The 17,092-nt window shown below is 64.6% G+C and carries 18 protein-coding genes and 4 tRNA genes; 7 read left to right on the forward strand and 15 right to left on the reverse strand.

Annotated features, from left to right (window positions below; genetic code table 11):
• Positions 1-141 precede the first annotated feature (141 nt).
• The 6 genes from ACF8O7_RS22875 to ACF8O7_RS22900 all read left to right on the forward strand — a co-directional run bounded on the left by ACF8O7_RS22875 (position 142) and on the right by ACF8O7_RS22900 (position 7,741).
• Positions 142-2,715, forward strand: coding sequence for a PAS domain-containing sensor histidine kinase (locus ACF8O7_RS22875; protein WP_016447108.1), 2,574 nt, complete (start codon positions 142-144; stop codon positions 2,713-2,715).
• Complete coding sequence (locus ACF8O7_RS22880) at positions 2,712-3,362, forward strand: response regulator transcription factor (RefSeq protein WP_012205807.1); 651 nt, start codon at positions 2,712-2,714, stop codon at positions 3,360-3,362. The genes ACF8O7_RS22875 and ACF8O7_RS22880 overlap by 4 nt, the downstream gene beginning before the upstream one ends.
• 88 nt (positions 3,363-3,450) lie before the next feature.
• Positions 3,451-4,305, forward strand: coding sequence for a bifunctional methylenetetrahydrofolate dehydrogenase/methenyltetrahydrofolate cyclohydrolase FolD (gene folD / locus ACF8O7_RS22885; protein ID WP_016447109.1), 855 nt, complete (start codon positions 3,451-3,453; stop codon positions 4,303-4,305).
• Between the two features lie 75 nt (positions 4,306-4,380).
• On the forward strand, positions 4,381-6,429 hold the full coding sequence (locus ACF8O7_RS22890) for a M3 family metallopeptidase (RefSeq protein ID WP_017405846.1): 2,049 nt from the start codon (positions 4,381-4,383) through the stop codon (positions 6,427-6,429).
• Positions 6,430-6,637: 208 nt separating this feature from the next.
• A complete protein-coding gene (locus ACF8O7_RS22895; RefSeq protein WP_392444375.1) occupies positions 6,638-7,327 on the forward strand; it encodes a glutaredoxin family protein in 690 nt (229 codons plus the stop codon).
• Between the two features lie 39 nt (positions 7,328-7,366).
• Positions 7,367-7,741, forward strand: a complete 375-nt coding sequence (locus ACF8O7_RS22900) for a hypothetical protein (RefSeq protein ID WP_223275203.1) — start codon at positions 7,367-7,369, stop codon at positions 7,739-7,741.
• Positions 7,742-7,771: 30 nt separating this feature from the next.
• Here ACF8O7_RS22900 and rpiA read toward each other — a convergent pair whose 3' ends face one another.
• Positions 7,772-8,464, reverse strand: coding sequence for a ribose-5-phosphate isomerase RpiA (gene rpiA, locus ACF8O7_RS22905; protein WP_026062503.1), 693 nt, complete (start codon positions 8,462-8,464; stop codon positions 7,772-7,774).
• Between the two features lie 34 nt (positions 8,465-8,498).
• Here rpiA and ACF8O7_RS22910 point away from each other — a divergent pair, with 34 nt between their 5' ends.
• Positions 8,499-9,545 (forward strand): quinone-dependent dihydroorotate dehydrogenase, encoded by a 1,047-nt coding sequence (locus ACF8O7_RS22910; RefSeq protein WP_126311423.1) that lies wholly within the window; start codon positions 8,499-8,501, stop codon positions 9,543-9,545.
• Between the two features lie 84 nt (positions 9,546-9,629).
• Here the strand turns inward: ACF8O7_RS22910 and ACF8O7_RS22915 are convergent, their stop codons facing one another.
• The 14 genes from ACF8O7_RS22915 to iscU all read right to left on the reverse strand — a co-directional run bounded on the left by ACF8O7_RS22915 (position 9,630) and on the right by iscU (position 17,068).
• Complete coding sequence (locus ACF8O7_RS22915) at positions 9,630-10,001, reverse strand: hypothetical protein (protein WP_126311424.1); 372 nt, start codon at positions 9,999-10,001, stop codon at positions 9,630-9,632.
• 2 nt (positions 10,002-10,003) lie between these two features.
• Entirely contained in the window at positions 10,004-10,423 is a 420-nt protein-coding gene (locus ACF8O7_RS22920) for a phage holin family protein (protein ID WP_016447116.1), read from the reverse strand.
• Positions 10,424-10,431: 8 nt separating this feature from the next.
• A complete protein-coding gene (locus ACF8O7_RS22925) occupies positions 10,432-10,743 on the reverse strand; it encodes a DUF883 domain-containing protein (protein WP_016447117.1) in 312 nt (103 codons plus the stop codon).
• Positions 10,744-10,944: 201 nt separating this feature from the next.
• The gene (locus ACF8O7_RS22930; RefSeq protein ID WP_016451692.1) at positions 10,945-12,045 is read right to left on the reverse strand and encodes an NAD(P)/FAD-dependent oxidoreductase; all 1,101 of its coding nucleotides are present in this window, start codon (positions 12,043-12,045) and stop codon (positions 10,945-10,947) included.
• A gap of 159 nt (positions 12,046-12,204) precedes the next feature.
• Positions 12,205-12,279: transfer RNA gene (locus tag ACF8O7_RS22935), tRNA-Val, on the reverse strand.
• Positions 12,280-12,319: 40 nt separating this feature from the next.
• A tRNA-Val gene (locus tag ACF8O7_RS22940) sits at positions 12,320-12,394 on the reverse strand.
• Positions 12,395-12,434: 40 nt separating this feature from the next.
• A tRNA-Val gene (locus tag ACF8O7_RS22945) sits at positions 12,435-12,509 on the reverse strand.
• A gap of 37 nt (positions 12,510-12,546) precedes the next feature.
• A tRNA-Val gene (locus tag ACF8O7_RS22950) sits at positions 12,547-12,621 on the reverse strand.
• A gap of 42 nt (positions 12,622-12,663) precedes the next feature.
• Positions 12,664-13,380: a DNA polymerase III subunit epsilon gene (gene dnaQ, locus ACF8O7_RS22955; RefSeq protein ID WP_016447119.1), complete on the reverse strand. Its 717-nt coding sequence runs from the start codon at positions 13,378-13,380 to the stop codon at positions 12,664-12,666.
• A gap of 11 nt (positions 13,381-13,391) precedes the next feature.
• A complete protein-coding gene (gene fdx, locus ACF8O7_RS22960) occupies positions 13,392-13,730 on the reverse strand; it encodes an ISC system 2Fe-2S type ferredoxin (protein ID WP_013802212.1) in 339 nt (112 codons plus the stop codon).
• A 25-nt stretch (positions 13,731-13,755) separates the two neighbouring features.
• Entirely contained in the window at positions 13,756-15,624 is a 1,869-nt protein-coding gene (gene hscA, locus ACF8O7_RS22965) for a Fe-S protein assembly chaperone HscA (RefSeq protein ID WP_016451691.1), read from the reverse strand.
• 84 nt (positions 15,625-15,708) lie between these two features.
• The gene (gene hscB / locus ACF8O7_RS22970; RefSeq protein ID WP_016447121.1) at positions 15,709-16,227 is read right to left on the reverse strand and encodes a Fe-S protein assembly co-chaperone HscB; all 519 of its coding nucleotides are present in this window, start codon (positions 16,225-16,227) and stop codon (positions 15,709-15,711) included.
• Positions 16,228-16,344: 117 nt separating this feature from the next.
• Positions 16,345-16,668, reverse strand: coding sequence for an iron-sulfur cluster assembly protein IscA (gene iscA, locus ACF8O7_RS22975; RefSeq protein WP_016447122.1), 324 nt, complete (start codon positions 16,666-16,668; stop codon positions 16,345-16,347).
• A 1-nt stretch (position 16,669) separates the two neighbouring features.
• Positions 16,670-17,068 carry a Fe-S cluster assembly scaffold IscU gene (gene iscU, locus ACF8O7_RS22980; protein WP_016447123.1) on the reverse strand — a complete coding sequence of 133 codons (399 nt, stop codon included), beginning with the start codon at positions 17,066-17,068 and terminating at the stop codon, positions 16,670-16,672.
• Between the last annotated feature and the right edge of the window lie 24 nt (positions 17,069-17,092).

A 17,092-nucleotide genomic window follows, 5' to 3' on the forward strand; every position in this document is an offset into this window, starting at 1 on the left:
AATGGTGCTTTTTGATTTCATAATTTGAAATTTTGCTGCAAACGCACATACAGTGAAGACCCCAAAGAACGTCGCCGAAGCGCCTGCGTGGCGACTCCAATACTCCTTAAAAACAGTCAGACTCTCCCCTACACTGGGCGCATGCAATCCTCCCCTTCCGAGCACGGCACGCACAGCCCTGCCCCCATGGCAGGCGTGGCCGCGCCAGTGCGCTGGTGGCGCAGCTGGTGGCGCAGTCTTTCCCCCACGCGCCAGGACCGCTTTGCGGCACTCGCCCCGCTGGCCGCCGTACTGATGTTCATGGCCGCCATCGTCGCGTCGTTCTGGTATCTGCGCATGGAGGAGATCGACCGCGAGAAGGAAGCGTTGCACCGCGACGTGGAATATGCCCAGCAGCGCGTGCGCCTGCGCCTGCTGGAGCGCCAGGAGCAACTGATGCGCATGGCGCGCGACATCAGCAACCACGATCTGGCCGAGTCCGATTTCGCCAGCCGCGCCGAAGCGCTCATCAGCCAGTATCCCGAACTGCAGTCCATCACCTGGATCGACTCCCAACGCCGCATTCTGGCCAGCCAGTCCGCCCCCACCGTGAGCAGCGACCAGTTGCGCATCCCCCGCGAGGTCCTGCGCGCCGGTGACGCCCTGGAGGCCTACCAGCTCGCGCGCGAGATGCAGCAGCCCATCTATGTGCAAGGCCTGGCCCACAAGGGCGAGGCCGCGCCGCTGCTGCAGCTGCATGTGCCGCTGGCGCAGGACGGCCGCTACATCGGCGAGCTGCTGGGCGAGTATTCCGTGGACAGCCTGCTGCGCTACGGCACGCCCACCGAAATCATGGCCCGCTATGCCATGACCATGCTCGACAGCCGGGGCCAGGTTCTGGCCGGCACACCGCTGACGCCGCGCAAGCAAAATGCCACCGACCTGCTGCGCTGGCGCACGGTGGCCAATGAGGACGAGGCTCCGGTCGCCCCCGTGGGCAACAGTCTGGTGCTGCGCGCACAGGCCTACCGCACCTCGCTGGGCGTGGTGGGCAGCGGCCTGTTCTGGCTGGTGGGCACGCTCAGCGCGATGACGGCATGGCTGCTGCTGGCCACCTGGCGCCACACGCGACGCCGCCAGCGCGCGCAGGAAGCCCTGGTTGCCGAAACCAATTTCCGCCGCGCCATGGAGAACTCGGTGCTCACCGGCATGCGCGCGCTGGACCTGCAAGGCCGCATCACCTACGTGAACGCCGCCTTCTGCCAGATGACGGGATGGAGCGAATCCGAACTCGTCGGCCAGATGCCGCCCTATTCCTACTGGCCCGACAACGACTACGACAACCTGCACTCCAAGCTGCGCGAGGAGCTGTCGGGCAAGACCATCGTCGGGGGCTTTCAGGTGCGCGTGCAGCGCAAGAACGGCACGCAGTTCGACGCGCGCCTGTATGTCTCGCCGCTGATCGACGCCCACGGCCAGCACACGGGCTGGATGTCGTCCATGACCGACATCACCGAGCCCAACCGCATCCGCGAGCAGTTGTCGGCCTCCTACGAGCGCTTCACCATCGTGCTGGAGGCGCTGGACGCCTCGGTGTCCGTCGCCCCGCTTGGCAGCGCCGAGCTGCTGTTCGCCAACAAGCTGTACCGGCAATGGTTCGGCTCGCAGACCGATGGCCATCTGCAGCTCGTCGCCCAGGCCGGCGTGCTGCCCGTGCGCTCTCAGCCGCAGGGCATGGACGATGAGGATGGCCTGATGGGCCTGCCCACCGACTCGCTGACCAGCGCACGCAGCGAGAACGCCGAGATCTATCTGCCCGAACTGGGCAAGTGGCTGGAAGTGCGCTCGCGCTACCTGAGCTGGGTGGACGGACGCCTGGCGCAGATGGTGATCGCCACCGACATCACGCCGCGCCGCCTGGCCGAGGAGCAGGCCGATCGCCAGGCCGAGCACGCCCAGTCCGTCAGCCGCCTGATCACCATGGGCGAGATGGCCTCCAGCGTGGCCCACGAACTCAACCAGCCGCTGACCGCCATCAGCAACTACTGCAGCGGCATGCTCACGCGCCTCGAAAAAGGCACGCTGACCGAGGAGCAGATGAAGTTCGCGCTGGAGAAGACCGCCCACCAGGCGCAGCGCGCGGGCCAGATCATTTTGCGCATACGCTCCTTCGTCAAGCGCAGCGAACCCAACCGCACCCTGGCCCAGGTCACCGACATGGTCAGCGAGGCGGTGGAGCTGGCCGGCATCGAGCTGCGCCGCCGCAACGTACAGCTGACCTACCACGTGGCCGAGCGCATGCCGGCCATCATGGCCGACACCATCCTCATCGAGCAGGTGCTGGTCAACCTCATGAAGAACGGCGCCGAATCCATCGAGCAATCGGGCCGACCCAGCCACCAGCGCAACGTGGAACTGCGCGTGGTGCCGCGCACCATCGAGGACCAGCGCGTCATCGAATTCAACGTGCAGGACACCGGCAAGGGCTTGCCGCCCGAGGTGCTGGAGCGCCTCTTCGAGGCCTTCTTCACCACCAAGAGCGAAGGCATGGGCATGGGCCTGAATCTGTGCCGCAGCATTGTCGAGTCCCACCAGGGCCGTATGCGTGCCGAGAACCTCTACAATGGTTCCGAGGTTGTCGGCTGCCGATTTTCATTCTGGCTGCCGCTGGCCCCGCCGGGCGACGCGACAACGCCGGCAGCGACCATTGAACCCACAACAAGGACGATTGCATGAGCTTGATCCCCAAAAAAGGCACTGTGTACGTAGTTGATGACGACGAAGCGGTTCGTGATTCGCTGCAATGGTTGTTGGAGGGCAAGGACTATCGTGTGCGCTGCTTCGACTCGGCCGAGACCTTCCTCTCGCGCTACGACCCACGCGAAATCGCCTGCCTCATCGTCGACATCCGCATGGGCGGCATGACCGGCCTGGAACTGCAGGACCGACTGATCGAACGCAAGTCTCCCCTGCCCATCGTCTTCATCACCGGCCACGGCGACGTGCCCATGGCGGTGAACACCATGAAGAAGGGCGCACTGGACTTCATCCAGAAGCCGTTCAACGAGGAAGAACTGCTGAACCTGGTCGAGCGCATGCTGGACCATGCCCGCGAAGCCTTTGCCGGCCACCAGCAGGCCGCCAGCCGCGACGCCCTGCTGGCCAAGCTGACCAGCCGCGAAGCCCAGGTGCTCGAGCGCATCGTCGCCGGCCGCCTGAACAAGCAGATCGCCGACGACCTGGGCATCAGCATCAAGACCGTGGAGGCGCACCGCGCCAACATCATGGAAAAGCTCAACGCCAACACCGTGGCCGACCTGCTCAAGATCGCCCTGGGCCAGGGCCAGACCGCTGCGGCGGCCAAGGCGGCCGTCGCAGGATAAGCACCGACGCCTCCCCTGCTTTTTTCAAAGGGCTGCTAGCGCTTGACCAACAAGCCCTAGCAGCATTTTTATTTTGGTATCCACTGCAATGACAGCCCAACTCATCGACGGCAACGCCCTCTCCCGCCAACTGCGTGCCGAAGTCGCACAGCGCGCCACTGCCCTAAAGGCCCGAGGGACCACGCCCGGCCTGGCCGTGGTCCTGGTCGGCGACAACCCGGCCTCCCAGGTCTATGTGCGCAACAAGGTCAAGGCCTGCGAGGACGCAGGCTTTCATTCCGTGCTGGAGAAGTACGACGCCTCGATGACAGAAGCCGAACTGCTGGCCCGCGTCGAGGCGCTGAACAACGACCCCGACATCCACGGCATCCTGGTCCAGCTGCCGCTGCCCGCCCACATCGACGACCACAAGGTCATCGAGACCATCTCGCCGCTCAAGGATGTGGATGGCTTTCACGTAGCCAGCGCCGGCGCGCTGATGGTGGGTGAAGTCGGCTTCAAGGCCTGCACGCCCTATGGCTGCATGAAGATGCTCGAATCCATCGGCATGAAGGACCTGCGCGGCAAGCACGCCGTGGTCATCGGCCGCTCCAACATCGTCGGCAAGCCCATGGCCATGATGCTGCTGGCCGCCAATGCCACCGTCACCATCTGCCACAGCGGCACGGCGGACCTGGCCGCCATGACGCGCCAGGCCGACATCGTGGTCGCCGCCGTGGGCAAGCGCAATGTGCTGACCGCAGACATGTGCAAGCCTGGCGCCGTGGTCATCGACGTGGGCATGAACCGCAACGACGAAGGCAAGCTCTGCGGCGACGTGGACTTTGACGGTGTCAAGGAAGTGGCCGGCTTCATCACCCCCGTGCCGGGCGGCGTCGGCCCCATGACGATTACCATGCTGCTGGTCAACACCATGGAGGCGGCCGAGCGCGCCGCCGGCTGACCAGGAGCTGACAAGCATCGGGCAGCTCCCCGGGGAGCCGCTTGATTTCAATGCACCCGACGGCATCTGACACGCATGAGCAATCCCCTCCTCGAATCCTCCGACCTGCCCCTGTTCGATCGCATCCGCCCCGCCGACGTCGGCCCGGCCATCGACCATCTTCTGACCGGGGCCTGCGAGGCCCTGGAGACCGTCACGGCACCTGACTTCCCCGCGCGCTGGGATTCGATCTCCGCCGTGCTCGATGTCGCCACCGAGAAGCTGGGGACCGCCTGGGGCGCCGTCAGCCACCTCAACAGCGTGGCCGATACACCCGAGCTGCGCGCTGCCTACAACGAATCCCTGCCCAAGGTCACCGAGTTCTGGACGCGCCTGGGCGCCGACGAGCGGCTGTACGCCAAGTACAAGGCCATCGACCCTGCCACGCTCAACGTGGAGCAGCGCGCCGCATGGGACCATGCCATGCGCAATTTCGTGCTGTCTGGCGCGGAGCTGCAGGGTGAAGCCAAGCTGCGCTTTGCCAAGATTCAGGAACGCTCGGCCGAACTCACGCAGAAGTTCAGCGAGAACGCGCTGGATGCCACCGATGCCTTTGCCTACTACGCCACGGCCGATGAGTTGGACGGTGTGCCCCAGGACGTGTGCCAGGCCGCCCGTGCCGCCGCCGAAGCCGAAGGCAAGCAAGGCTTCAAGCTCACGCTGAAGATGCCCTGCTACCTGCCCGTGATGCAGTTCGCCACCAGCAGCGCGCTGCGCGAGAAGCTCTACCGCGCCTATGTGACACGCGCCTCCGACCAGGCAGAGGGCGATGCCCGCCGCTTCGACAACACGGCCAACATTTCCGAAATACTTGCCCTGCGCAAGGAAGAGGCGCAGCTGCTGGGCTACCGCAACTTCGGCGAGATCTCGCTGGTTCCCAAGATGGCGCATTCGCCGCAGCAGGTGATCGACTTCCTGCGTGACCTCGCGCACCGCGCCCGCCCCTATGCCGAAAAGGATGTCGCCGACCTGCGCAGCTTCGCACGCAAGGAACTGGGCCTGGCCGATCCCCAGCCCTGGGACTGGGCCTATATCTCGGAAAAGCTCAAGGAAGCGCGCTATGCCTTCAGCGAGCAAGAGGTCAAGCAATACTTCCCCGCCCCCAAGGTGCTGGCCGGCCTGTTCAAGATCGTGGAGACGCTGTTCGACGTGGCCATCCGCCGCGACGTGGCGCCGGTGTGGCATCCCGCTGTCGAGTTCTATCGCATCGAGCGCAGCACGCCGCAAGGCCCCCAACTGGTCGGCCAGTTCTACCTGGATCAGCCCGCACGTTCGGGCAAGCGCGGCGGCGCCTGGATGGACGATGTACGCACCCGCTGGCTGCGCCCCGACAGCCACAAGCTGCAGACGCCGGTCGCGCACCTGGTCTGCAACTTTGCCACCGGCGTTGACGGCAAGCCGGCCCTGCTCACGCACGATGACGTGATCACGCTGTTCCATGAGACAGGCCATGGCCTGCACCACATGCTGACCCAGGTCAACGAGCGCGATGTCTCGGGCATCGCGGGCGTGGAATGGGACGCGGTGGAACTGCCGAGCCAGTTCATGGAAAACTTCTGCTGGGAGTGGGAAGTGCTCAAGCACATGACCGCCCACGTGGACACGGGCGAGCCACTGCCGCGCGCACTGTACGACAAGATGATCGCGGCCAAGAACTTCCAGTCTGGCATGCAGACGCTGCGCCAGATCGAGTTCTCGCTGTTCGACATGCTGCTGCACACCGAGCACGATCCGAAGGCCGACATCATGCCGCTGCTGGCCCAGGTTCGCGCCGAAGTGGCCGTGCTGCCCTCGCCCGCCTACAGCCGCTCGGCCCATACCTTCAGCCACATCTTTGCAGGCGGCTACGCAGCGGGCTACTACAGCTACAAGTGGGCCGAAGTCCTCTCGGCGGATGCCTATGCGGCCTTCGAGGAAACCATGCTGGCCGATGGAACCCCCAACCCCGAGACAGGCCGCCGCTACCGCGAGGCCATTCTTGAAGCCGGTGGATCCCGCCCGGCGATGGAGTCGTTCAAGGCCTTCCGTGGCCGCGAACCCCAGCTGGACGCGCTATTGCGCCACCAGGGCATGGCCGAGGCCTGAGCCTGGCAACCCGGTCTGCAGCGCCCCGATGGGGCGCTTTTTCCTGGCCCGGCAACTCCACCGGATGCGCGCAGCCACATCCTGCGACTCCAGAAGATGGCCCAGGATGAATGGCACGCTATGCTTGCAGGCACTCCTGTGCGGGCATCCATCCGGCGAGTGGTCGCCGCCCCGGCACGAAACCCTTCTTCCGAAACCGAGATCGTCCATGCAGTCTTCTCCCAGCCTTGGCCACGGCGCCCTGCGCCACCTGATGCCATGCCTCGCCCTCGCCTGCCTTGCCGCCGCGCTGCCAGCCGCCGCACAGCAGGTCTACCGTATCGTTGGGCCGGACGGAAAAGTCACCTTCTCGGACCGCCCCGCCCAAAGCGCACAGCAGCAGGCAGCGCCCGCCGCCCAGGCAGTGGCGGGCGCCCCGGACAGCAACGCAGGCCTGCCCTATGCGCTGCGCCAGATTGCGAGCCGCTTTCCAGTGACGCTGTACTCCTCGTCCGATTGCACGCCCTGCGATAGCGCTCGTCAGTTGCTGCAGTCCCGGGGCATCCCCTATGCCGAGCGCCTGGTGCAGACCGAGGCGGACGCGGCAGCCCTGAACAAGCTCAGCGGGCAGACCGGACTGCCGTTTGCCACCATCGGCAAGCAGTTTCTGACCGGCTTCTCCTCCAGCGAATGGACGCAGTACCTGGATGCCGCAGGCTACCCCGCAAGCTCCCAGCTGTCTGCCCAGTACAAGCAGCCACCCGCGCAGCCCCTGACCACACCCAAGCCTGCCGCACCGACCGCATCAGCGCCCGCCGCAGCACCCACCGCCGAGGAGCAGGCAAACAGGCGCGCCCCCATACCCGCCCCCGCGCCTGGTGCACGCACCAGCGACAACCCCGCAGGCCTGAGCTTCTAGGCAGACACTGCCGCCGTCAGGAGCCCGGCCGTGGATTCCATGCTGTCCGACGTGGCCTGGACCTTGGCCAGGCTGGGCATTCTTGTGGGCCTGCCTGCGCTCATCGGGTGGGTACTGGTGGCAAGGCCTTCGTGGCGAGAGCCGTTGCGGCTAACCTGCCTGGTGCTGGTGCCCTGCCTGATCACGCTGTGGTTCATGCATGACGGAGGCCTGGGCAACGGTCTCAACCGCCTGGCCTACTACATGACGACGGCTGGCTTCTTTGCCATCTACGCCGGGCTGGCGGCCGTCACCTGGCTCATTCAGCGCATCAAAAAGCAGCGCACGCAAGCTTCATTGCGCGCGCTGTGTCTCGGTGGCATGGCCCTGCTCGTCTGGACCGCAGGCGCTGCGGTGTTCGAGAGCATCGGCTAGCAGCCGAGAGGCCAGGACCGGGTTCCTGCCTCAATAGTCGAGCGTCTGCACGCCTTCAGGCGTGCCCAGCAGGCAGACCGATGCCTTCTGGTGCGCAAAAACGCCCACGGTGACCACGCCGGGCCACTGGTTGACCTCGGACTCAAAGGCCAGCGGCTCAGCAATCTTCAGGCCGCGCACATCAAGAATGTGCTGGCCGTTGTCCGTCACCAAAGGAGCACCGTCCTTCATGCGGATCTCGGCCCGGCCACCCCTGGCCTCGAAACGCCGGGCAATCTGGGCAGCAGCCATGGGAATCACCTCCACCGGCAGCGGAAAGTCTCCCAGCACCTCGACGCGCTTGGAGGCATCGGCGATGCAGACAAAGCGCTCGGCCAGCGCCGCAACGATTTTCTCGCGCGTCAGTGCCGCGCCCCCGCCCTTGACCATGTAGCCCCGGCCGTCGATCTCGTCGGCGCCATCGATGTATACCGACAGGCGGTCCACCTCGTTGGCATCCAGCACCTTGATGCCCAGCGCCTTCAGGCGCTCGGTGCTGGCCACGGAGCTGGACACGGCCCCAGGGATCTGGTCCTTGATGGTGGCCAGCGCATCGATGAACTTGTTGACCGTCGAGCCCGTGCCGACGCCGACGATTTCGCCGGGCACTACGTAGGCAAGAGCGGCTTGCCCGACCAGGGCTTTGAGTTCATCTTGGGAAAAAGAGGCAGCAGATGTCGTCATGAGGGAAAATCCAGGTAATCCTTCGATTATCCCCATGTCTTTGATCCCCTACGCCCTGACCCGTCCCTTTCTCTTCGGCATGGACCCCGAATCCGCCCACGATCTCACGATGAACCTGATGGCAAAGGGGCAGAACACGCTCCTGCAGCAGGCCTGGGCCCAACCCATGGTGAGTGATCCCGTCGAGCTTGCCGGACTCAGGTTCCCCAATCGCGTCGGCATGGCTGCAGGCCTGGACAAGAACGCACGCTGTATCGATGCGCTGGCCGCCATGGGCTTCGGCTTCGTCGAGGTGGGCACCGTGACTCCGCGCGCGCAGCCCGGCAACCCCAAGCCGCGCATGTTCCGCATCCCCGAACGCAATGCGCTGATCAACCGACTGGGCTTCAACAACGAAGGCCTCGATGCCTTCCTGAGCAACGTCAAGCGCTCACAGGCCCGCGCCATGGGCAAGCCCATGCTGCTGGGGCTGAACATCGGCAAGAACGCCAGCACGCCCATCGAAGAAGCCACCAGCGACTACCTCAAGGCGCTCGATGGCGTCTACCCGCATGCCGACTACGTGACGGTGAACATCAGCTCGCCCAACACCAAGAATCTGCGTGCCCTGCAAAGCGACGAAGCGCTGGATGCCTTGCTGGGAGCGATTGCCGAGCGGCGCGAGCAACTGGCCACGCAGCACGGCAAGCGGGCGCCGGTGTTCGTGAAGATCGCACCCGACCTGGATGAGGAGCAGGTCGGCGTCATCGCCACCACGCTGCAGCGCCACAGCATGGACGGCGTGATCGCCACCAACACCACGATCAGCCGGGATGCCGTCAAGGGCCTGCCCCACGCCGAGGAAACGGGCGGCCTTTCCGGCGCGCCGGTGCTGGAGGCCAGCAACCAGGTCATCCGCCAACTGCGCTCTGCGCTGGGAAGCCGCTACCCCATCATCGGCGTGGGAGGCATTCTCAGCGGCGAAGATGCGGTCAGCAAGATCCGGGCGGGCGCCGATGTGGTCCAGATCTACAGCGGCCTGATCTATCGGGGCCCCTGCCTGGTACCAGAGGCCGCACGGGCCATCGCGCAACTGCGTTGACTGCCGCGTTATCCGCGTGCTGACCAAAGAAAACGCCCGGCATGCCGGGCGTTTGTTGTGCAAGAAGCCTTGCAAGGCCTTATCTCAGCCCCTGCGCTGCTGAAGGCGTACCAGCAAAGGCATGAGTGTGGTGCCGATGCGGATCAGTTTGCGCGGCCCCATGACCAAGGCAGCGGCAGCCGCCACGCCCACGGCCACGGGGTGCAGACGCGCAAACGTTGCGACGCGCTCGATCAGCGGTGCATCCGGGCGCACGTGTGTGGCGGCACGGCTCAGCGCCCGGGCCTGGGCCACGGCCGCCGAGCGCGCCCTGAGGCGCTCGCGCTGCTGGGCAATGCGCTGCATCACCTGCTGCTGCTCCACGGTGGAAGTGGGCCACAGCGCCGCATTGGGGCCCGTGGGCCTGGGCGGCGCAACCTCGTCGCGGGACTGGGAAGCATTGGAAGCATTGACCATGGTTACAGCCTCTTCTTCAGCGCCTGCCAGTCCTGGCTCAGCTCGTTGCGGGTGAGGATGAAAGGGCGTGCCAGGCGTCGTACGGCCGCAAGCAACTGCCACAAGGCAATTGCAAGGATAGCCAGCCAGCCGCCAAACAGCAGCCAGGCCACCATCACGCGGTGCTCCGTGTCCCAGAACTGCACCAGCACCGCCACGGACAGCATGAGCATGACCACGACGCTGAGTCCGGCCAGCGCGATCAGCAGCACGACCACGGTCTGCATGCTGCGCTTGTGCTGAACCCATTCAAGCCGAGCCAGGTCGGTACGGTCCTCGGCGGCAATGGCCAGCTCGATCACGGCAGCACGCCAGCGCGCCACCCAGGCATCCAAACCCAGAAGGGAAATCCAGTTCACAGGCATCCTTTTCTGGTCAGGCATGCCGTTGATCAGCGACGGCCCAGCATGAAGCCCAGCAAGGCGCCCACAGCCAGGGCCGCGCCAGCCACACGCCACGGCTCGTCGTGGGCATAGCGATCCGCCGCATAGGCGGCATCCTTGGCTTGGCGGGCCGCTTCCTGCGCGGCGCGCACAGCCGAGTCACGCACATTGGACATGCCGTCATCGATGCGCTGGCGCAGCATGTGGATTTCCGGCACGGCATCCAGCTCCTTGGCAGACAGCAGGCCACGCAGGTCGCTGACCAGTTTTTCAAGATCGGCTTGCGCGGTGGAGACGGTTTCAGTGATCGACTTCGTCATGATGAGCCTTTCTATTGAGGTGAAAACAAATACAGCGGGGAGCAGGCAATCATGTCGCCCGATACCTGTCACGCAACATGGGCAGGCCCTTGTTACATGCAAGCATCTTATCCAATTGTTCCCTGGCTTCCGGGAAGCGAGGGGGCCTGAGCCTTGTCAGACAAGGCCTGCCGTGGCCGTGTGTCGTGGACCGGCAGACCATCAGGCCAGCAGCTTCGCCACATGTGCGCCGATGGCCAGGCAGCTGGTCAGACCCGGCGATTCGATGCCCAGCAACTGCACCACGCCCGCAACGCCATGGACCTGCGGTCCCTGGATCGTGAAGTCTGCCGCCGCCTCGCCAGGACCGCTGATCTTGGGACGGATGCCAGCGTAGCCGGGCACCAGCGCGCCATCGGCCAGGGCCGGCCAGTACCGGCGGATCTCTGCATAGAAGGCGTCGGCGCGCGCTGGATCGACCTGCAGATCGCTTGCGCTTTCCACCCACTGCACATCGGGGCCGAACTTGGCCTGTCCACCCATGTCCAGCGTGAGATGAACGCCCAGACCTGCAGCCTCGGGCACGGGATAGATGAGGCGCGAGAACGGCGCGCGCCCGGACAGTGTGAAATAGTTGCCCTTGGCATAGAAGGCGCGTGGAACCAACTGCTGCGGAAAGCCTTGCAGGCGCGCCGCCAGCAACGGGGCATTCAGGCCTGCCGCGTTGACCAGGCTACGCGCCTGCAGCTGCGTGCCGTCGGCGGTGCGCAGCCACACGCCGCCAGACGTTGCGGCGGCCTCCTGCACCTCGGCATGGCAGACCACCATGCCGCCTGCGTTTTCGAGATCGCCCTGCAGAGCCAGCATCAGGCCGTGGCTGTCGATGATGCCGGTGCTGGGCGAATGCATTGCCGCCACACACTGCAGCGCAGGCTCCAAGGCCCGTGCTTCGGGGCCATCCAGCCAGCGCAGGTCATTGACGCCATTGGCCTCGGCCTTGCGCGCAATGGCCTGGAGCTGGCCGCGCTGCGCCTCATCCGTTGCCACGATGAGCTTGCCGCAGCGCTGGTGGGCAACGCCGCGTTCCTCGCAATAGGCATAGAGACGCTGGCGGCCTTCGACGCAAAACCGGGCCTTCAGCGAACCCTGGGGATAGTAGATGCCGGCATGGATGACCTCGCTGTTGCGCGAACTGGTACCCGTACCAATGGCTTCAGCTGCCTCCAGCACCATGACTTCCCTGCCCTGCAACGCCAGGGCCCTGGCCACGGCCAACCCCACGACGCCCGCCCCCACCACCACGCAATCGACCTGCTCGCTCATCCTGCCTGCCCTTTCGTCGTTCAGCCACTGATTATCAGACCGCGCCAGATACGAATACGCCGCAGATCACCGGGCTGCACTGGAATATCCAGGACCTGGAACAAATGGGAGCAACCAAAACGGAAAAGCCCTCCTGAACAAGTTTCAGGAGGGCTTGAATGGTGGGTGATACATGGATCGAACATGTGACCCCTGCCGTGTGAAGGCAGTGCTCTACCGCTGAGCTAATCACCCGTGAAGCACGGCTGCGAGGCCGTGCTTCCTTGGAAAAAATTGGTGGGTGATACATGGATCGAACATGTGACCCCTGCCGTGTGAAGGCAGTGCTCTACCGCTGAGCTAATCACCCGTGAAGCATGGCTGCGAGGCCATGCTTCCTTGGAAAAAACTGGTGGGTGATACATGGATCGAACATGTGACCCCTGCCGTGTGAAGGCAGTGCTCTACCGCTGAGCTAATCACCCATGAAGCCGGCTGTGAGGCCCGCTTCCCTGGAAAAAATGGTGGGTGATACATGGATCGAACATGTGACCCCTGCCGTGTGAAGGCAGTGCTCTACCGCTGAGCTAATCACCCATATGTCGTTACCGCGACAAGACTTAGATTATGTCATAACTTCTAGGACTGATTTTCGAAGCTGCGCCAAATTGTCTTGCCGCCGCTCGATTTATCCATTTGCACCATCACGTCCTCGTGCGCGGCCAGCTCCTGATCATTGGCGCTCACCACGCGCAGCCTGAAGCTGCGCAGATCGACCTGCGCGACCACCAGGCCGCCCTCGGACTGGGCCGGCTCCTCCACCATCAGCAGGGCCTCCTGGCCTCGCGTGAGGTTGATGTAGACATCGGCCAGCAGTTCCGCATCCAGCAAGGCGCCGTGCAGCGTGCGCCCGGAGTTGTCCACTTCCAGACGGTCGCACAGCGAGTCCAGCGAGTTGCGCTTGCCTGGGAACATTTCCTTGGCCATGACCAGGGTGTCGATGACGCCGCTCACGCACTGCCTGATCGGCGGGCGGTTGGCAAGCTCCAGCTCCTTGTTCAGGAATCCCAGATCGAAAGGCGCGTTGTGAATGATGAGTTCAGCGCCTTGCAGATACTCCCAGATCTCATCGACCTTTTGCTCGAAGCGAGGCTTGTCCTTGAGGAACTCGGTGGTGATGCCGTGCACGCGCAGCGCGTCCGGATGGCTGTCGCGCCCCGCATTGAAGTACAGATGCAGGTTGTTGCCGGTCAGCTTGCGGTTGACCATCTCCACGCACCCCAGCTCGATGAGCCGGTCGCCGTTGTCGGCGGACAGGCCCGTGGTTTCCGTGTCGAGAATGATTTGACGCGACATGTGCTGGGTCCTCAGTGGTTTTCCTTGGCGTGGTTGAGCGAGTACTTGGGAATCTCGATGGTCACGTCCTCGCGCGCCAGGATGGCCTGGCAGGACAGGCGGGACTGCGGCTGCAGGCCCCATGCGCGGTCCAGCAGGTCTTCTTCCTCTTCCTCGGCCTCGTTCAACGAGTTGTAGCCGGCCTTGACCACCACGTGGCAGGTGGTGCATGCACAGCTCATGTCGCAGGCGTGCTCGATCTTGATGTTGTTGTCCAGCAGTGCCTCGCAGATGGAGGTGCCGGCAGGCGCCTCGATTTCGGCACCCTGAGGACAGTATTCGGCGTGGGGAAGTATTTTGATAACGGGCATGGCGGATCTGCGTTCGGATCAGAAATCAGGAAAGGGATTGCACGCTCTTGCCGGCCAGGGCCTGCTGGATGCTGCGGTTCATGCGCTCGGCGGCAAAGGACTCCGTGCCCTTGGCCAGCGCCTGTGTTGCGGCCTCGATGACGGCGGCATCCTCGGAGCCCACGCTGGCGCGCAGGGCGTCGACCAGAGCGTCGATGGCTGCGCGCTGGTCTGCAGCCAGCACATCGCCATCGGCCTGCAGCGCGCTCTCCGTGGCCATGAGCATGCGGTCGGCATCGACACGCGCCTCCACCAGCGCGCGCGCCTGAATGTCCTGCTGGGCCGTGGCAAAGCCGTCCTGCAGCATGCGGGCGACCTCGTCGTCCGAGAGGCCGTACGAGGGTTTGACATGGATATGCGCCTCGACGCCGCTGATCTGCTCCTTGGCACCCACCGACAGCAGGCCGTCGGCATCCACGGTGAAGGTCACGCGGATGCGCGCCGCGCCGGCTGCCATGGGCGGGATGCCGCGCAGTTCGAAACGCGCCAGGCTGCGGCAGTCCGCCACAAGATCGCGCTCACCCTGCACCACATGAATGGCCAGGGCCGTCTGCCCATCCTTGTAGGTGGTGAAGTCCTGGGCGCGGGCCGTGGGAATGGTCTCGTTGCGCGTGATGATGCGCTCCACCAGACCGCCCATGGTCTCCACACCCAGCGACAGGGGAATCACATCCAGCAGCAGCATGTCGCCGCTGGAACTGTTGCCCGCGAGTTGATTGGCCTGAATGGCAGCGCCCAACGCCACGACTTCATCGGGATTGAGGTTGACGAGAGGATCGCGGCCAAAGAACTGGGCCACTGCCTCGCGCACCTGGGGCATGCGGGTGGAACCACCGACCAGGACCACGCCCTGCACCTCGTCGCGCGTCAGGCCAGCGTCCTTGAGTGCGCGGCGCACCGCCGCCAGCGAGCGCGCCGTCAGATGGGCCGTGCTCGCATCGAAGTCGCCACGCTTGACATCGAAATGCACAGTGCCGGTGGACAGCTCTGCCGTGAACGTGGCGGCCTGAGCATCCGTCAATGCCTGCTTGCAAAGGCGTGCCGCCATGCGCCAGCGGGCCTTGTCCTCGGCGGTCTGCGGAACCACGCCGGTCTGCTGGGCCACCCACTCAGCCAGTGCCGCATCGTAGTCATCGCCACCCAAGGCCGAGTCCCCCCCCGTGGAGACGACCTCGAACACACCCTGGGACAGGCGCAGGACCGAAATATCGAAAGTGCCGCCACCCAGATCGTAGACGGCGTAAACACCTTCGGAGCCGTTGTCCAGGCCATAGGCAATGGCGGCAGCCGTGGGCTCGTTGATCAGGCGCAGCAGGTTGATGCCGGCGAGCTTGGCCGCATCCTTGGTGGCCTGGCGCTGCGCGTCGTCAAAGTAGGCTGGCACGGTGATGACCGCGCCATGGATGTCGTCGTTGAAGGTGTCCTCGGCGCGAAAGCGCAGCGTGGCCAGGATCTCGGCGCTGACTTCCACGGGGGTCTTCGTGCCATCGATGGTCTCGATCCCGATCACGCCACGACCGGCTTCTTGCTCAGCAAAGCGGTAAGGCAGCTTCTCCGGCGCGTCGATGTCCGCCAGCGTACGGCCCATGAAGCGCTTGGCCGAGGCGATGGTGTTGCCCGCATCGGTGGACAGCGCCGCCTGCGCGGCGTAGCCGATCTCGCGGCGTCCCTGGGGCAGATAGCGCACGACGGAAGGCAGCAGTACCTGGCCCTGATCATCCGGCAGGCATTCGGCCACGCCATTGCGGACTGCGGCGACCAGCGAATGGGTGGTGCCCAGGTCGATACCCACGGCAATGCGTCGCTGGTGGGGATCGGGGGACTGACCGGGTTCGGAAATCTGCAAAAGCGCCATGGAAATACTCGGGGAAATTGCAGGTCCGGGCCGGCCGGCCTGCCTTGTGAATGAGGGACTCTCGTGGGAGGTTCGGGTCGCGGACTATTGTCCCAGTTGATCGCGGCGACGCTCTATGTCCTGCGCAAATCGCGCAACAAACATGAGGGCTCTGACCTGCTGCACGGCCGCCTGGGCATCGTGCAGTTCATCGAGCTGGCGGCCGCATTCGGCCAGCATGCTCTTTCTGGCCTGCGACACTTCGCCGTCCAGCGCATCCAAGGCGGCCTCGTCCTGCGCATCGTCCAGCGCCTCGCGCCATTCCATCTGCTGCATCAAAAAGGCGGTGGGCATGGAGGTGTTGTCCTCGGCACGCACGGGTGCACCCAGCAATTCGCAAAGATAGGCTGCTCGCCTGAGCGGCTCTTTCAGCCGTTGATAGGCCTCGTTGATGCGTACCGACCATTGCATGGCCACACGCTGCGCAGCTGCGCCCTGCGAGGCAAAGCGGTCAGGATGGGCCTCGCGCTGCAACTCCTTCCAGCGCGCGTCAATGGTGCTGCGCTCCTGCGCAAATTGGCGCGGCAGCGCAAACAGCTCGAAATCGTCCGATTGCAGGTTCATGTCGATAAAAAGCCGCCAGCACCGAAGCGATGGCGGCCTCTTGAGGGAGTAGAAAAGTCAGGGCCTGCCGGGCATGCCGCCAGGCCACCAGAGCCTGGCCCCCCCGGCAAATGCCGGTCAGATGCGAAAGCTCTCGCCGCAGCCGCAGCGATCGCGCTCGTTGGGGTTGTGGAACTTGAAGCCTTCGTTCAAGCCTTCACGCACGAAGTCCAGTTCCGTGCCATCGATATAGGCCAGGCTCTTGGGGTCGACCAGCACCTTGATGCCGTGGTCCTCGAAGATCACATCCTCGGGCAACTGTTCGTCCACATACTCCAGCTTGTAGGCCAGGCCGGAGCAGCCCGTGGTCTTGACCCCAAGGCGCACGCCGATGCCCTTGCCGCGGCGCGACAGGTAGCGGCTCACATGGCGGGCCGCGGACTCGGTCAGCGAGATCGCCATATCAGGCGGCCACCACCGCAGTGCGCTTGGCACGGTAGTCGTCCACTGCGGCCTTGATGGCGTCTTCGGCCAGGATGGAGCAGTGCACCTTGACGGGAGGCAGGGCCAGTTCTTCGGCGATCTGGCTGTTCTTCAGCGCAGCCGCTTCATCCAGCGTCTTTCCCTTGACCCACTCGGTCACCAGCGAAGACGAGGCGATTGCCGAACCACAGCCATAGGTCTTGAAACGGGCATCTTCAATGACGCCGGTTTCGGGGTTGACCTTGATCTGCAGCTTCATCACGTCGCCACAGGCAGGCGCGCCGACCATGCCGGTGCCCACCGATTCGTCGCTCTTGTCGAACGAACCCACGTTGCGGGGGTTTTCGTAGTGGTCTACCACTTTGTCGGAATAAGCCATGATGTCTACCTCTTCAATACTTGA

Origin of the sequence: Delftia sp. WSY_16 (genome assembly GCF_043104415.1) — a bacterium.
Taxonomy (GTDB): domain Bacteria; phylum Pseudomonadota; class Gammaproteobacteria; order Burkholderiales; family Burkholderiaceae_C; genus Comamonas; species Comamonas tsuruhatensis.

Excerpts from the sequence above, each read along its gene's own strand:
- ACF8O7_RS22875 (WP_016447108.1), top strand. The coding sequence starts at position 142 with ATGCAATCCTCCCCTTCCGAGCACGGCACGCACAGCCCTGCCCCCATG.
- ACF8O7_RS22880 (WP_012205807.1), top strand. The coding sequence starts at position 2,712 with ATGAGCTTGATCCCCAAAAAAGGCACTGTGTACGTAGTTGATGACGAC.
- folD (WP_016447109.1), top strand. The coding sequence starts at position 3,451 with ATGACAGCCCAACTCATCGACGGCAACGCCCTCTCCCGCCAACTGCGT.
- ACF8O7_RS22890 (WP_017405846.1), top strand. The coding sequence starts at position 4,381 with ATGAGCAATCCCCTCCTCGAATCCTCCGACCTGCCCCTGTTCGATCGC.
- ACF8O7_RS22895 (WP_392444375.1), top strand. The coding sequence starts at position 6,638 with ATGCAGTCTTCTCCCAGCCTTGGCCACGGCGCCCTGCGCCACCTGATG.
- ACF8O7_RS22900 (WP_223275203.1), top strand. The coding sequence starts at position 7,367 with ATGCTGTCCGACGTGGCCTGGACCTTGGCCAGGCTGGGCATTCTTGTG.
- rpiA (WP_026062503.1), bottom strand. The coding sequence starts at position 8,464 with ATGACGACATCTGCTGCCTCTTTTTCCCAAGATGAACTCAAAGCCCTG.
- ACF8O7_RS22910 (WP_126311423.1), top strand. The coding sequence starts at position 8,499 with ATGTCTTTGATCCCCTACGCCCTGACCCGTCCCTTTCTCTTCGGCATG.
- ACF8O7_RS22915 (WP_126311424.1), bottom strand. The coding sequence starts at position 10,001 with ATGGTCAATGCTTCCAATGCTTCCCAGTCCCGCGACGAGGTTGCGCCG.
- ACF8O7_RS22920 (WP_016447116.1), bottom strand. The coding sequence starts at position 10,423 with ATGCCTGACCAGAAAAGGATGCCTGTGAACTGGATTTCCCTTCTGGGT.
- ACF8O7_RS22925 (WP_016447117.1), bottom strand. The coding sequence starts at position 10,743 with ATGACGAAGTCGATCACTGAAACCGTCTCCACCGCGCAAGCCGATCTT.
- ACF8O7_RS22930 (WP_016451692.1), bottom strand. The coding sequence starts at position 12,045 with ATGAGCGAGCAGGTCGATTGCGTGGTGGTGGGGGCGGGCGTCGTGGGG.
- dnaQ (WP_016447119.1), bottom strand. The coding sequence starts at position 13,380 with ATGTCGCGTCAAATCATTCTCGACACGGAAACCACGGGCCTGTCCGCC.
- fdx (WP_013802212.1), bottom strand. The coding sequence starts at position 13,730 with ATGCCCGTTATCAAAATACTTCCCCACGCCGAATACTGTCCTCAGGGT.
- hscA (WP_016451691.1), bottom strand. The coding sequence starts at position 15,624 with ATGGCGCTTTTGCAGATTTCCGAACCCGGTCAGTCCCCCGATCCCCAC.
- hscB (WP_016447121.1), bottom strand. The coding sequence starts at position 16,227 with ATGAACCTGCAATCGGACGATTTCGAGCTGTTTGCGCTGCCGCGCCAA.
- iscA (WP_016447122.1), bottom strand. The coding sequence starts at position 16,668 with ATGGCGATCTCGCTGACCGAGTCCGCGGCCCGCCATGTGAGCCGCTAC.
- iscU (WP_016447123.1), bottom strand. The coding sequence starts at position 17,068 with ATGGCTTATTCCGACAAAGTGGTAGACCACTACGAAAACCCCCGCAAC.